Origin of the sequence: Actinomadura geliboluensis (assembly GCF_043197915.1) — a bacterium.
In the GTDB taxonomy this organism is placed as follows: Bacteria; Actinomycetota; Actinomycetes; order Streptosporangiales; family Streptosporangiaceae; genus Spirillospora; species Spirillospora geliboluensis.
In genome coordinates, this window is the sequence record NZ_JBICUA010000001.1 from 240411 (window position 1) to 253669 (window position 13259).

At 71.5% G+C, this 13259-nt stretch carries 13 protein-coding genes and 1 tRNA gene; 5 read left to right on the forward strand and 9 right to left on the reverse strand.

Going from position 1 to position 13259, the window contains the following annotated elements; genetic code table 11:
* Nucleotides 1–124 precede the first annotated feature (124 nt).
* Both ACGFI1_RS01155 and ACGFI1_RS01160 read left to right on the forward strand, forming a co-directional pair.
* Complete coding sequence (locus tag ACGFI1_RS01155; RefSeq protein ID WP_387073901.1) at nt 125–481, forward strand: PaaI family thioesterase; 357 nt, start codon at nt 125–127, stop codon at nt 479–481.
* A 270-nt stretch (nt 482–751) separates the two neighbouring features.
* Nucleotides 752–1321, forward strand: coding sequence for a DUF4352 domain-containing protein (locus tag ACGFI1_RS01160; RefSeq protein WP_392781815.1), 570 nt, complete (start codon nt 752–754; stop codon nt 1319–1321).
* Between the two features lie 67 nt (nt 1322–1388).
* Here ACGFI1_RS01160 and ACGFI1_RS01165 read toward each other — a convergent pair whose 3' ends face one another.
* From ACGFI1_RS01165 to ACGFI1_RS01190, 6 genes are all read right to left on the reverse strand, one after another.
* Nucleotides 1389–2204 carry an ABC transporter ATP-binding protein gene (locus ACGFI1_RS01165; protein ID WP_392781818.1) on the reverse strand — a complete coding sequence of 272 codons (816 nt, stop codon included), beginning with the start codon at nt 2202–2204 and terminating at the stop codon, nt 1389–1391.
* Entirely contained in the window at nt 2194–2985 is a 792-nt protein-coding gene (locus ACGFI1_RS01170) for an ABC transporter ATP-binding protein (RefSeq protein ID WP_449201349.1), read from the reverse strand. The genes ACGFI1_RS01165 and ACGFI1_RS01170 overlap by 11 nt, the downstream gene beginning before the upstream one ends.
* Nucleotides 2982–4136, reverse strand: coding sequence for a branched-chain amino acid ABC transporter permease (locus ACGFI1_RS01175; protein WP_138638857.1), 1155 nt, complete (start codon nt 4134–4136; stop codon nt 2982–2984). Before ACGFI1_RS01175 ends, ACGFI1_RS01170 begins: the two co-directional genes overlap by 4 nt.
* A complete protein-coding gene (locus tag ACGFI1_RS01180; RefSeq protein WP_138638858.1) occupies nt 4133–5098 on the reverse strand; it encodes a branched-chain amino acid ABC transporter permease in 966 nt (321 codons plus the stop codon). Before ACGFI1_RS01180 ends, ACGFI1_RS01175 begins: the two co-directional genes overlap by 4 nt.
* A gap of 93 nt (nt 5099–5191) precedes the next feature.
* Entirely contained in the window at nt 5192–6361 is a 1170-nt protein-coding gene (locus tag ACGFI1_RS01185; RefSeq protein ID WP_205719440.1) for a branched-chain amino acid ABC transporter substrate-binding protein, read from the reverse strand.
* A gap of 285 nt (nt 6362–6646) precedes the next feature.
* On the reverse strand, nt 6647–7255 hold the full coding sequence (locus ACGFI1_RS01190; protein ID WP_274704640.1) for an ANTAR domain-containing response regulator: 609 nt from the start codon (nt 7253–7255) through the stop codon (nt 6647–6649).
* Nucleotides 7256–7350: 95 nt separating this feature from the next.
* Here ACGFI1_RS01190 and ACGFI1_RS01195 point away from each other — a divergent pair.
* Nucleotides 7351–7423: transfer RNA gene (locus tag ACGFI1_RS01195), tRNA-Leu, on the forward strand.
* A 187-nt stretch (nt 7424–7610) separates the two neighbouring features.
* Here ACGFI1_RS01195 and pyk read toward each other — a convergent pair.
* A complete protein-coding gene (pyk, locus tag ACGFI1_RS01200) occupies nt 7611–9041 on the reverse strand; it encodes a pyruvate kinase (RefSeq protein WP_138638859.1) in 1431 nt (476 codons plus the stop codon).
* A gap of 110 nt (nt 9042–9151) precedes the next feature.
* Complete coding sequence (locus tag ACGFI1_RS01205) at nt 9152–9706, reverse strand: type 1 glutamine amidotransferase domain-containing protein (protein WP_392739258.1); 555 nt, start codon at nt 9704–9706, stop codon at nt 9152–9154.
* Nucleotides 9707–9771: 65 nt separating this feature from the next.
* Here ACGFI1_RS01205 and ACGFI1_RS01210 point away from each other — a divergent pair, with 65 nt between their 5' ends.
* Nucleotides 9772–10491: a DUF6597 domain-containing transcriptional factor gene (locus tag ACGFI1_RS01210; protein WP_392739260.1), complete on the forward strand. Its 720-nt coding sequence runs from the start codon at nt 9772–9774 to the stop codon at nt 10489–10491.
* A 1-nt stretch (nt 10492) separates the two neighbouring features.
* Here the strand turns inward: ACGFI1_RS01210 and ACGFI1_RS01215 are convergent, their stop codons facing one another.
* Entirely contained in the window at nt 10493–11353 is an 861-nt protein-coding gene (locus ACGFI1_RS01215; RefSeq protein ID WP_392781825.1) for a hypothetical protein, read from the reverse strand.
* 279 nt (nt 11354–11632) lie between these two features.
* On the opposite strand from ACGFI1_RS01215, the gene ACGFI1_RS01220 reads away from it, so the two are divergent.
* The gene (locus ACGFI1_RS01220) at nt 11633–13060 is read left to right on the forward strand and encodes a pyridoxal phosphate-dependent decarboxylase family protein (protein ID WP_392781828.1); all 1428 of its coding nucleotides are present in this window, start codon (nt 11633–11635) and stop codon (nt 13058–13060) included.
* Nucleotides 13061–13259 lie beyond the last annotated feature (199 nt).

Genomic DNA, 13259 nt, shown 5'->3' on the forward strand with positions numbered 1-13259 from the left:
CTGCGCGTACGACAGTTTTGTGGAGGCGTAAGTGACTGACACCGGTGGGATGTCCCCGGAGCAAGCGGCCGCGGAGATCAACTCCGGCGAGAGGTTCGACGGGCACGGCGACCTGGCCAAGGCCATGGGCGTCGAGTACCTGGAGGTCTCGGCGGAGCGCGTCGTGGGCCGGATGCCGGTCAAGGGCAACACCCAGCCGTACGGGCTGCTGCACGGCGGGGCCTCCTGCGTGCTCGCCGAGACGCTCGGCTCGACGGGGTCGGCGATCCACGCCGGTCCCGGACGCGTCGCCGTGGGCATCGAGATCAACGCCACCCACCACCGGTCAGCGACCGAGGGGTTCGTGACGGGCGTCGCGACCCGCGCGCACGGCGGCCGCACCCTCGCCACCTACGACATCGTCATCACCGACGACCAGGACCGGCGGGTCTGCACGGCCCGGCTCACGTGCATGCTGCGCGACGCGCCGCCGGGGGCCTGATCCGCCGCGCGATCCGCGCTTTCTTTGCGGGCCGCGCCCCGGGGTCGGTAGCGTGATCGGAGCGGCCCGGGGTCACCGAGTAGACAACGTACGCGCCCGGGGAAGGTTCGTACGGCCCCAAAGGTGACCCCGGGTCAACGCATGTCCGGGTCCTCGGCGGACGCTTCCCTGCCGGACGACACCGGCGTGGGTTCGTGACCGGTTGCGGTTGCGTTGCGAAACGGGATCACCGGTTCATTCCCGTCCCCGGCCGGTCGTACGTTCCGGACCATGCGCCACCACCGCACGCGCACCCGCCCGGCCGCCGTCGCCGCCCTCACCGGGGCGCTCGCGCTCACCGCGGCCCTCGCGCTCACCGGCTGCTCCGGCTCAGAAGACGGCGACTCCCTCCCCACCTACAAGATCCCCGCCGAGACCGCGCGGGAGGGCGAGTCCGTGCCCGCCAGCAAGACCGCCCGCAGCGCCGACATGAGCTTCACCGTGATCGGCTTCAGCGGCGCCATGACCGACGTCATGGGCACCCACGCCGCGATGGACGCCAAGGGCGCCTTCACGCGCGTCCGCGTCCTCGCCGTCAACACCGGCCGCGACATCCAGGTCTTCGACACCTGGAAGCAGCGGCTCGTCACCGCCGACGGCAGGACGTACTCCCCCGACGTCAACGCCACCATGATCAAACGGCAGCCGGAGCGGCTGTCGGTCGGGGCGGCCATGCGCGTCGAGTTCGACCTCTGGTTCGACATCCCGCGCGGCGCCAAGACGAAGGCCATCCGCCTCTACGGCTCCCCGCCGGTCGGCGCGGTGAGCGACCCGCCCCCCGCCGAGATCGCGCTCCCCTGAACGCGGCGGCGCCCGCCAGGCCCGGTCTCGTCCGGGCCTGGCGGGCGCACACAGCGTCGGATGCCCGCTAGCCCGACTCCTCGCCGTTCTCGGCGGGCTCGGCCTTCGCCGCGTCCGCCGGAGCGGCGTCCGGCTTGGCGGCGGCCTCCGGCTTGACGGCGGGGTCCGCCGTGACCGACTCACCGGCGCCGAGGTAGGCGGCGCGGACCTGCGGGTCGTCCAGCAGATCGGCCGCCGGCGCCGACTTCACGACCCGGCCCGTCTCCAGGACGTACGCGCGGCTGGCGATCTGCAGCGCCTGCTGGGCGTTCTGCTCCACCAGCAGCACCGTCGTGCCGCGCCGGTTGATCTCCTCGATGATCGAGAAGATCTGCTGCACCAGCATCGGCGCGAGGCCCATGGACGGCTCGTCCAGCAGCAGCACCTTCGGCTTGGCCATCAGCGCCCGCCCGATCGCGAGCATCTGCTGCTCGCCGCCGGACATCGTGCCGCCCGCCTGCGACTTGCGCTCGGCGAGCCGCGGGAACAGCTCGTAGGCCTCGGCCAGCTCCTTCGACGCGCTGTCCCGGCGGGCGTAGGCGCCCATCAGGAGGTTCTCCTCCACGGTCATCCCGGGGAAGATCCCGCGCCCCTCCGGCGCCTGCCCGATGCCGACCGTCACCCGCTTGTGCCCGGCCATCCGGCTGATGTCGCGGCCGTCGAAGCGGATCGCGCCCGACGTCAGGCTCCGCAGCCCGGAGATCGTCTTCAGCGTGGTCGTCTTCCCGGCACCGTTGGCGCCGATCAGCGTCACGATCTCGCCCTCGTCCACGGACACCGAGATGCCCTTGAGCGCGGCGATCTTTCCGTAGTGGACGTGGATGTCCTCGATCTCAAGAAGCATCGGCCGGAGCCCCCAGATACGCCTCGATCACCCGCGGGTCGTTCTGCACCTCGGCCGGGAGGCCGTCGGCGATCTTCTGCCCGAAGTCCAGCACCGCGACCCGGTCGCTGATCCCCATCACCAGGCTCATGTCGTGCTCGATGAGCATGACGGTGACCCCGGTGTCGCGGATCTTGCGGATCAGGTCCTGCAGCGCCACCTTCTCCGCCGGGTTCATGCCCGCCGCCGGCTCGTCCAGCAGCAGCAGCTTCGGGTTCGTGCCCAGCGCCCGCGCGATCTCCAGCCGGCGCTGGTCGCCGTACGGCAGGTTCTTCGCGGCCTCCTCGGCCCGGTGCGGGATGCCCACCAGCTCCAGCAGCTCGCGGGCCCGCTCGCGGCCCTGCCGCTCCTCGCGGTGGAACCACGGCAGCCCCAGCGCCGCGCCGGCGAGCCCCGTCCGGTGGTGGGCGTCCGTGCCCACCAGGACGTTCTCCAGCGCGGTCATGTTGTGGAACAGCCGCACGTTCTGGAACGTCCGGGCGACGCCCATCTTCGTCACGATGTAGCGCTTCTTGCCGTCGATGCGCTTGCCGTCGAACACCACCGAGCCCTCGGACGGCCGGTAGACGCCGGTGGTCACGTTGAACACCGTCGTCTTGCCCGCGCCGTTCGGGCCGATCAGCGCGAAGATCTCCCCCTCGCGGATGGTGATCTCCACCTTGTTCAGCGCCACGACGCCGCCGAACCGCATCACGACATCGCGCAGCTCCAGGACCGGCCTGCGCTCGTCCGTCCCGCTCACTTGCCCACCTCCGCGGCCTCGGACTGACCCGGCCCGGCGACCTCGGCGCCCATGCTGCCCATGCCGCCGGTGCCCTCCGCCAGTTCGGCCTTGCGCCGCCGCGACGGCCACAGCCCCTCCGGACGGAAGATCATCATCAGCACCAGCGCGCCGCCGAAGATCAGCATGCGGTACTCGTCCAGGAACCGGAACCGCTCGGGCAGCCACGCCACCACGAACGCGCCCAGGATCGCGCCCGGGATGTTCCCCGAGCCGCCCAGCACGACCGCCGCCAGGATCAGCGCCGACACGATGAACTCGAAGTTCGCCGGGAGGATCGACGTCTGCTTCGCGGCGAACACGACGCCGCCGCTGCCGCCGATGGCCGCGCCGATCGCGAACGCCGCCAGCTTGAACTTGAACGTCGGGACGCCCATCAGCTCCGCGGCGTCCTCGTCCTCGCGGATCGACGCCCAGGCCCGGCCGACGCGCGAGGCGTCCAGCCGCCGGACGAAGATGATCGCGATGACGATGAACGCGAGCAGCAGGTAGTAGTACGGCCGCGTGTCCAGCAGCCCGTACTTCAGCGGCTGCACGCCGAGGATCTCGAACTCCGACAGCGACGGCGGGTGCGGGATGCCCTGCACACCGCGCGGGCCGTTCACGAACGAGCTGTTGTTCGCCGTCCGCTTGACGATCTCACCGAAGCCGAGCGTGACGATCGCCAGGTAGTCGCCCCGCAGCCGCAGCGTCGGAGCGCCCAGGATCACCCCCGCCAGCGCCGAGAACAGGATCGCCAGGACCAGCGTCTCCCAGAAGCTCCAGTGGTACCGCACCGCGAAGATCGCGATGGTGTAGCCGCCGACCGCGTAGAACGCGACGTAGCCGAGGTCCAGGAGGCCGGCCATGCCGACCACGACGTTCAGGCCCAGCGCCAGCAGCACGTAGATGGCGATCTGGTCGCTGAGCATCGACGGCCAGCTCGCGCCGCTCGGCGCCATGAAGCTGCCGATCGCCTCGCTCGGCAGGAAGACCGCGCCGACGATGAGCAGGACGTAGACCGCCCAGCGCTGCCAGCCGGGGGCGCCCGCCCACCAGTCCCGCAGCGGATCGAGGGAGAGGCCGGAACCGCGCCGGCCCGCCTTGCCGTTCTTCGTCTTCGAAAGGTTCATGCGCGCGCCTGCTGGAGAGACTCACCGAGGATGCCGGTGGGACGGAACATCAGGACCAGGATCAGCACGGTGAACGCGACCACGTCCCGCCACTGCGAACCGAACAGGCTCGAACCGTACATCTCGAGCAGCCCGAGGACGAACCCGCCCGCGAGCGCGCCGCGGATGTTGCCGATCCCGCCGAGGACCGCCGCCGTGAACGCCTTGATGCCGAGCAGGAACCCGACGAAGTAGTTCGTCTGCTCGAAGCGCAGGAAGTACAGCGCCGCCGCGACGCCCGCCATGACGCCGCCGACCACGAACGTCACCGACACGACGCGGTCGATGTTGACGCCCATCAGCACGGCCGTCTCCGGGTCCTGCGCCGTCGAGCGGATGCCGCGGCCGAGCTTCGTCCGGTTCACGAACTGGTCGAGCGCCACCATCATCAGCACCGCGCCGACGAAGATGATCAGCTTGTCGTTGCTGATCTGGATGGGGCCGAAGTCGACCACGTTCGTCAGCTGCTTGAAGTGCTCGTCGACGGGCAGCCGGCCGCCCTCCTTCGAGGTTCCGAACACCCGGTGCACGACGACCGTCGCGAACAGCTGCTGGATGAAGATCGACGCCCCGATGGCCGAGATCAGCGCGGCCAGCCGGGACGCGCCCCTTTTTCGGAGCGGCCGGTACGCCGTCACCTCCAGGAGCATTGCGCTGCCGGCCGTGACCGCGCCGGCCACCACCGCGGTCAGCGCGACGACGCCGATGAGCGCGAAACCGCCCACGGTGCCGACACCGAGCGAGCGCACCGTCCACAGGGCGGCGAAGGTACCGACCATGAAGATGTCGGCATGCGCGAAGTTGATCAGCCTCAGCACGCCGTAGACCATCGTGTAGCCCAGCGCCAGCAGCGCGTAGATCGCGCCGAGCGCCAGACCGTCGATGGTCGACGGCCAGAATTGATTGATGAAGTCGTCGAGCACCTTGGGGTCGCCTTAATCAGAGAAGGAGCGGGAGCGCTGTAGCGCTCCCGCTCCCGCGCCATCAGGGGGTCTCGTCAGGGGCGCTGGTGACGCCTAGGAGACCTTCGCTTCGTTGCTCTTGCCGAGCAGCGGCAGCTGGTTGTCCTTCACCTCGTAGACGTAGATGTCCTGGGTCGCGAGCTCGCCGTTCTCCGCGAACTTGATCTGCTTGCCGACGCCCGGGACGTCCACGCTCTTGAGGAAGTCGTTGATCTCCTCGGGCTTGGTCTTGCCGCCCTTGACCGCCTCGATGAGCGCCGTCGCGGCGTCGAAGCCCTCGGTCGAGTAGATCGCGACCTCCGAGCCGAACTTCGCCTTGTAGTCGTCGGCGAACTTCTTGGCCTTCGGGTTGGTCTTGCCGGTCGGGTCGATGAGGCAGCCGCAGCTGATCAGCGTGCCCTGGGCGTTCTTCTGCCCGGTGCCCTCGATCAGGCCGGTGGCGAGCGAGCCGTCGCCCGACATCATCTTGCCGGTGTAGCCGCCCTCGCGCAGCTGCTTGAACAGCCGGCCCGCGACCGCGTAGTAGCCGCCGAAGTACACGAAGTCGGGCTTGAACTCGTTGATCTTGTTGACCGTCGAGGAGTAGTCGGTGCCCTTGTCGTCGACCGCGTCGTTCTGGGTCTGGGCGCCCTTGGCCTTCACGGCCTTCTCGATGGCGTCCGCGAGGCCCTTGCCGTAGTCCTGGTTGTCCGACACCAGGAAGACCTTCTTGGCGCCGGAGTTCATCACGAAGTCGGCGACGCCGGTGCTCTGCGCCGCGTCGTCGGCCACCACGCGGTGCCAGAACTTCCAGCCCTTCTCCGCGAGCGTGATGTTCGTCGCCGACGGCGACACGCTCGGGATCTTGGCCTCCTCCAGGATCGGGCCGACGCTCTGCGACTCGCCGGAGAACGCCGGGCCGATCAGGCCGGCGATCTTGTCGTTCTTGACCGCGGCCAGCGCCAGCGAGGTCGCCTGCTCCGGCTTGCCCTGGCTGTCATAGGTCTTGAGCTTGATCTTGACCTTGGGGTTCGTGGCGTTGTACTGCTCGATGGCCAGCTGCGCGCCCTGCTTGGGCGGGATCACCAGGCCCGAGTTCTCACCGGTCAGGTCGCCCATGAACCCGATCGTGACCTCGTTGCCGCTGCCACCGGAGTCGCCGTCGTCACTGCAGGCCACGGCGCTGAGCGCGAGCGCCGCGCTCACCGCCACCGCGCCGGTGATCCTCATCTTGTTGCGCCGCAAGGTGCCCAACCTTTCCATCCGGATCCGGGAGGGGATCGGGTACGAGTCATGTCCCGACGCCGAACCTAGGGAAAGGAAAACGGTCAGTCAGGGACCAGCTATGTCGTACACCGTCGAGCCACCCCGAAACAGGACCCCCGGATCGAAGGGTTACTTGTTCGTTACTCCCCTGTGCCCATCCGATACCCGCAATTGCCTGGGATGATTACGGAGAGTAACGACCATGGGGCAGTCCACGGCCCGTGGTTGGACCTTGACAACGCGCCGATCGGCGGTGACGCGGGGTCACTCGGCGGCGGACTCGTCCCTCTCGCCGGACGCGCCCGCGACGACGGCCTCCGCGACGGCCCGCATCGTGAGCCGGCGGTCCATCGAGGTCTTCTGGATCCAGCGGAAGGCCTCCGGCTCGGACCACCCGTGCGCCTGCTGCAGCAGCCCCTTCGCGCGGTCGACCACCTTGCGCGTCTCCAGCCGCTCCTGCAGCCCCGCGACCTCGGCCTCCAGCGCCCGCAGCTCGGTGTAGCGGCTCACCGCCATCTCGATCGCCGGCGCGAGGTCGGTCTTGGAGAACGGCTTGACGAGGTAGGCCATCGCCCCGGCGTCGGTCGCCCGCTGGACGAGCTCGCGCTGGGAGAACGCGGTGAGGATCACCACCGGCGCGATCCGGTCCGCGGAGATCCGCTCGGCCGCCGAGATCCCGTCCAGCACCGGCATCTTCACGTCCAGGATCACGAGGTCGGGCTTGAGCTCCCCGGCCAGCCGCACGGCGGCCTCACCGTCCCCCGCCTCCCCGACGACCTCGTAGCCGTCCTCCTGAAGCATCTCCTTCAGATCCAGCCGGATCAGGGCCTCATCTTCCGCGATCACAACTCGCCGAGCGCTCTCCACGCGCACGAGCCTACCGAAACCCGCTACCCTGGTCCCCGCGAGGGTTCCCCGACGCGCCCCGTTCCCTACGCCGCCTAGCTGTCCGGATTATCCGGATAAATGCCCCGATAGCCCAATGGCAGAGGCAATGTGCTCAAACCACATCAAGTGTGGGTTCGAATCCCACTCGGGGCACCGCTGACGAACCGCCGTCCGACCGGACGGCGGTTTTTTTCGTCCCGCCGGAGCCGCGTCTCGGCCGTCCGGTTGGCCGGAGCGTCGTGGAAATGAGATCGGGTGGTGATGCAAGGGGCCGGGCACCGCGCGGGGTGCGGGTCGCGCGGTGCCCGGCGGGGCGGTTGGCTCAGTGCCGGCGGTCGGCTCAGTGCTGGACGGCGATGGCGTCACCCAGGGTGTGGACGCGGAGGGCGTTGGTGGAGCCCGGCGTGCCGGGCGGTGAGCCCGCGACGACGACGACCTTGTCGCCCTTCTGGCAGCGGCCGAGTTCGAGGAGGGCCTGCTCCACCTGGCCGAACATCGCGTCGGTGTGGTCGACCTGCGGGACGATGAAGGTCTCGACGCCCCAGACGTGCGCGAGGCGGCCGCGGACGGCGGGGACCGAGGTGAAGGCCAGCAGCGGGATCGGGGAGCGGTAGCGCGACAGGCGGCGGGCCGTCTCGCCGGACATCGTGAACGCGGCGAGGGCCTCGGCGCCGACGATGGCGCCGACCTCGGCGGCGGCGCGGGCGATGGCGCCGCCGACGGTCTCGGGCATGCGCTCCAGGGTGTGGGTGGCGTGCAGGACGGCCTGCTCGGCGGTCTGCACGATGCGGCTCATCGTCAGGACGGACTCGATGGGGTACTGGCCGACGCTGGTCTCGCCGGACAGCATGACGGCGTCGGCGCCCTCGAAGACCGCGTTGGCGACGTCGGAGGTCTCGGCGCGGGTGGGGCGGGGCGCGGAGATCATCGATTCGAGCATCTGGGTGGCGACGATGACCGGGCGGGCCTTCTCGCGGCACAGCTCGATGGCGCGCTTCTGCACGATCGGGACCTGTTCGAGCGGGAGCTCGACGCCGAGGTCGCCGCGGGCGACCATGATGCCGTCGAAGGCGGCGACGATCTCGGGCAGGCGCTCGACGGCCTGCGGCTTCTCGATCTTGCCGATGAGGGGGACGCGGACGCCCTCCTCCTCCATGATCTGGTAGCAGATGTCGGCGTCGGCGGGGGTCCGCACGAAGGACAGGGCGACGAGGTCGACGCCGAGGCGCAGGGCCCAGCGCAGGTCGGTCTCGTCCTTCTCGGTGAGGGCGGGGACGCTGACCGGGACGCCGGGCAGGTTGAGGCCCTTGTTGTCGGAGACCATGCCGCCGACGGTGACGGTGGTGCGGACGCGCGTGCCGTCGACGTCGACGACCTTGAGGGCGACGCGGCCGTCGTCGATGAGGACGGTGTCGCCGGGGCTGACGTCGCCCGGCAGGCCCTGGTAGGTGGTGGACACCTCGCGGCGGGTGCCGGGGACGTCGTCGGTGGTGATGGTGAACTCGTCGCCGAGCGTGAGCCGTACCGGCCCGTCGGGGAAGCGGCCGATGCGGATCTTGGGGCCCTGCAGGTCCGCCAGGATGCCGACGCCGCGGCCGGTGGCGTCGGCGGCCGCCCTGATCCGGTGGAAGACCTCCTCGTGGACGGCGTGGTCGCCGTGGCTCATGTTGAGGCGCGCGACGTCGATACCGGCCTCGACGAGGGCGTTGATCTGCTCGGTGCTGGAGCAGGCGGGACCGATGGTGCTGACAATCTTCGCTCGACGGGTCACGTGCACAACCGTACTTAGTTACTTGTCGGTACGGATATTCGTGCAGGATATGGTCGCCCGCGGTTCACCGATTGGTCTAGGTCAGAGGTCTAGACCACATGTGGCCCCGGTCAGCGCTTGAACGCCTCGACGGCCGCCTGGCAGAACGCCTTGAGATCGTCGGGCTTGCGGCTGCTGACGAGGGTGTTGGGCCCGTCCTCGCAGATCTGTACCTCCTCGTCCACCCACTCGGCACCCGCGTTGCGCAGATCGGTCTGGAGACTGGGCCAGGACGTCATGGTGCGGCCGCGCACGACGTCCGCCTCCACGAGGGTCCACGGCCCGTGGCAGATGACGGCGACGGGCTTGCCGGCGTCGAAGAAGGACTTGGCGAAAGCGACGGCCTTGGGGTCGGTGCGCAGGAAGTCGGGGTTGGCGACGCCGCCCGGCAGGACGAGCGCGTCGAACTCGGTGTGGTCGGACACGTCGACGGTGGTGTCGACGGGGAAGGTGTCGCCCTTGTCCAGGTGGTTGAACGCCTGGAGGCGGCCGGACTGGGTGGAGACCAGGCGCGGGGTGCCCCCGGCCTGCTCCACGGCCGTCCAGGGCTCGGTCAACTCGACCTGCTCGGTGCCCTCGGGGGCGCAGAGGAAGGCGACGGTGCTGCCCTGAAGATCGTTCGACATGGTTTCTCCTGAAATGGCGGGTTTCTCTGGCCCCTGCCCGAAGGAGCGGGTGGTATGCAGGAGGAATGGGTCACACCGTCCCCCGGCCCCCGCCGGCGAGCTCCGCCCGGCCGGACTACCGCGAGTACCCGGCGCCGGGGCTGGCCTGCGCGTGGACGTCGGCGCTGCCGCCGGACGCGGAGCCGTTCGTCCAGCGCGTGGTGCCGGACGGCTGCGTCGACCTCATGTGGTCGGAGGCCGGGATCCTCGTGGCGGGCCCGGACACCGGGCCGCTCCCCGCGGCGATGCGCCCGGGCGCGGCGGTGGTGGCGGTGCGGTTCCGGCCGGGGACGGCGCCGCCGGTACTGGGCGTCCCGGCGGACGCGGTCCGGGACGCGCGGGTCCCGCTGCGGGAGCTGTGGGGCGCGGAGGCCGACCGGCTGGCCGCGGACGTCGCGGCGGCGGGCGACCGGCGGGCGGCGCTGGTCGCGGCGGTGCGGGAGAGGCTGGGCCCGCCCGATCCGCTCGTCCCGGCGGTGGTGGCGGGGGTGGCCCGCGGCCGGGTGCGGGACGTGGCGGACGGCCTCGGCATCGGCGAGCGTCAGCTGCGGCGCCGTTCGCTGGCGGCGTTCGGGTACGGGCCGAAGACGCTGCAGCGGGTGCTGCGGTTCCAGCGGGCGCTGCGGCTGGCGCGGGCCGGCGGGGCGCTGGCGGACGTGGCGTACACGGCGGGCTACGCCGACCAGGCCCATTTCGCGCACGAGGTGCGGGACCTGGCGGGCGAGCCCGTCGGGAACCTGCTGTGAGTCAGGGCTTGAGCCGGCCGTAGGCGCGGAGCGTCAGGAGCCGCTCGACGGTGACGAAGCCGCGCCATTCGGGCCGGGTGACGGGCGTCCAGCTGGGGAAGGCGATGTCCCAGCCGCCGTCGTCGGCCTGGTCGTCGATGAGGGCGTCCAGCCGGGCGTCGATGACGTCGTCGGCATAGAGGCGGCGCCCGTGGCCGCCGGGGGCCGGGGCGAAGTCGAGGACGTCCTGGTGGTCGCTGTGCGCGGCGGCGGCGAGGGCGTCCCGGACGCGGGTGAACGCGGCCTCGGCGCGGTCGCGGTCGGGGACGTGGTCGAGGAACATCAGGATCGCGAGGACGTCGTAGGGCCCGGGTTCGGTGTCGAGGTCGTCCAGGTGACGCCAGCAGAAGGCGGTGGCCTGGGCGAGCCAGGCGTGGGCTGATCCGGCCCGGTGGAGCATCCCGGCGAGCGTCGCGGTGGGGTTGATGCTCGCGGGCGGGTCGTCGGGCGTCTGCCACCAGGGCCCGTGCGGGGCGTCGCGGACGGTCGGCAGCGCGAACGGCACTCCCCCGCCGTCCCGGGTGATGGAGGCGAGGTAGCCGGCCACGCGGTCGACGGCGGGGTCGCGGTCGGCGCCGGCCTCGTGCAGGAACTGGAGGGCGTGCTGGGCGGGGACGGGCTGGCTGCCCGCCCCGCGCAGGTCGGGTTCGAGGGCGTGGCCGTAGCCGCCGTCGGGGTTCTCGTAGGCCCGGAGCGCGGCGACGACGGGGGCGGCGGGGCCGCCGCGGAAGTGGAGCGCGAACCGGTGGCGGTCGATGAGACGGCCGTTGAGCAGCATGAACCGTTCGGCGCGGGCCAGGGCGTCGGCGTGCGGGACTCTCATGGCCCCCACCCTAGGGAGGCCGGTTCCGGCCGGTCTTGTCGGAAACGGACGTCCGGGCGGGTCGCGGTGGGCCCGGCCACCCCAGCGGTGGGTGGCCGAGCCCCTGAGTCCCGCGTTGCGGGGTGCGGGAGCGCGCGGCCCGCGCGGCGCGCCGGGAGTGTGCGGTCCCGGCGCCGCGTGAACCCTGGCGGGACGCTAGCCGACCGGTCCCAAGACCACAAGGGGGGCCGAGGTCACGACCGTTTTCACCGGAACCGCGACTGTGGTCTGCTATGCGTCATGAGTGATCCCCTAGACGAACGTGACAGGGCCGGTGAGCCGCTCGCGGTGGTGGCGCGGGAGGCGGGGCCGTATCTGGACGGCCTGCGGGAGCGTCCCGTCCACGACGGCTCGAAGGACGCGCTGCTCGACGAGCTCGACGGTCCGCTGCCCGCCGCCGGGGACGGCGCGGTGGCGGCGGTGGAGCGGCTCGTCCGGATCGGGACGGCGGCGGCGACGCACTCGTCCGGGCCGCGGTTCTTCCACTTCGTGGTGGGCGGGTCGACGCCGGCGGCGATGGCGGGCGACTGGACCGCGTCCCTGCTGGACCAGGCGGCCGGGCTGTGGCTCACGTCGCCGCTCGCGGCGCGGGCGGAGACGGTCGTGCTGCGCTGGCTGAAGGAGCTGTTCGGGCTGCCCGCCTCGTACGGGGGCGTGCTGACGCCGAGCGCGACGCTCGCGCACGTGACGGGCCTGGCGAGCGCGCGGTCCTGGTGGGCGGAGCGCTACGGCGTGGACGTCGCGTCGCGGGGCCTGTCCGGGCTGCCGGCCATGCCGGTGTTCAGCAGTGGGCTGGTGCACGTCAGCACCCGGAAGGCGCTGCAGATCCTCGGCTGCGGCCGGGACACGCTGCGCATGTTCGCGCGCGACGACGCCGGGCGCGTCGACCTCGCCGCCATGGACGAGGCCCTGGCCCGGGTCGGCGGGCGCGCCGTGGTCGTGGCGAACCTCGGCGAGGTCAACACCGGCGACTCCGACCCGATCGCGGACCTCGCGGACCTGGCCGAGCGGCACGGCGCCTGGCTCCACGTGGACGGGGCGTTCGGGCTGTTCGCGGCGCTGAGCCCGCGCACCGCGCACCTCGCGCGCGGGGTGGAGCGGGCCGACTCGGTGACGGCGGACGGGCACAAGTGGCTGAACGTCCCGTACGAGAGCGGGTTCTCGTTCGTCCGGGACCCCGCCGGGCTGAGCCGCGCGTTCGGCGCGTGGGGCGCGGCGTACCTGCCGGACGCCGACGGCGAGCGGGTCAACTACAACATGCTGGGCCCGGAGTCGTCGCGGCGCGCGCGGGCGCTGCCGATCTGGGCGACGCTGCGCGCCTACGGCCGGGACGGCTACCGGGAGATGGTGGAGCGCCACCTCGACGTGGCCGCGCACCTCGGCGCCCTCGTCGAGGCGGCGCCCGACCTGGAGCTGCTGGCGCCCGTCCAGCTGTGCATCGCGTGCTTCCGGTACCGCCCGGAGGGCGTCCCCGAGGACCGGCTCGACGCGCTGAACGCGCGCCTGGGCGAGGCCCTGCTCGCCGACGGCCGCGTCTACGCGGGCACGAGCACCTACCGGGGCATGACGGTGTTCCGCCCCGCACCGCTCAACTGGCGCACGACGAAGGCCGACGTGGAACAGCTCGTCACCGTCCTCCGCGAACTGGGCCCCACCGTGCTGAAGTGACGGCCGCGCCTCAGACCACCTCGGACGAGACGGTCAGCCGCGAGCCGAGCAGCGCCTCCAGGGACCGGTGCGCGATCTCCAGCTCGTCGCGGGCGGCCGGTTCGGCCAGGAAGGCGCGGAACCCGCCGAACAGGTCGGCGGGCGCGAGCCCGTACCGGGTCCCGGGCGCGGCGAGCCGCCCGAGGAAGAACGACCAAGC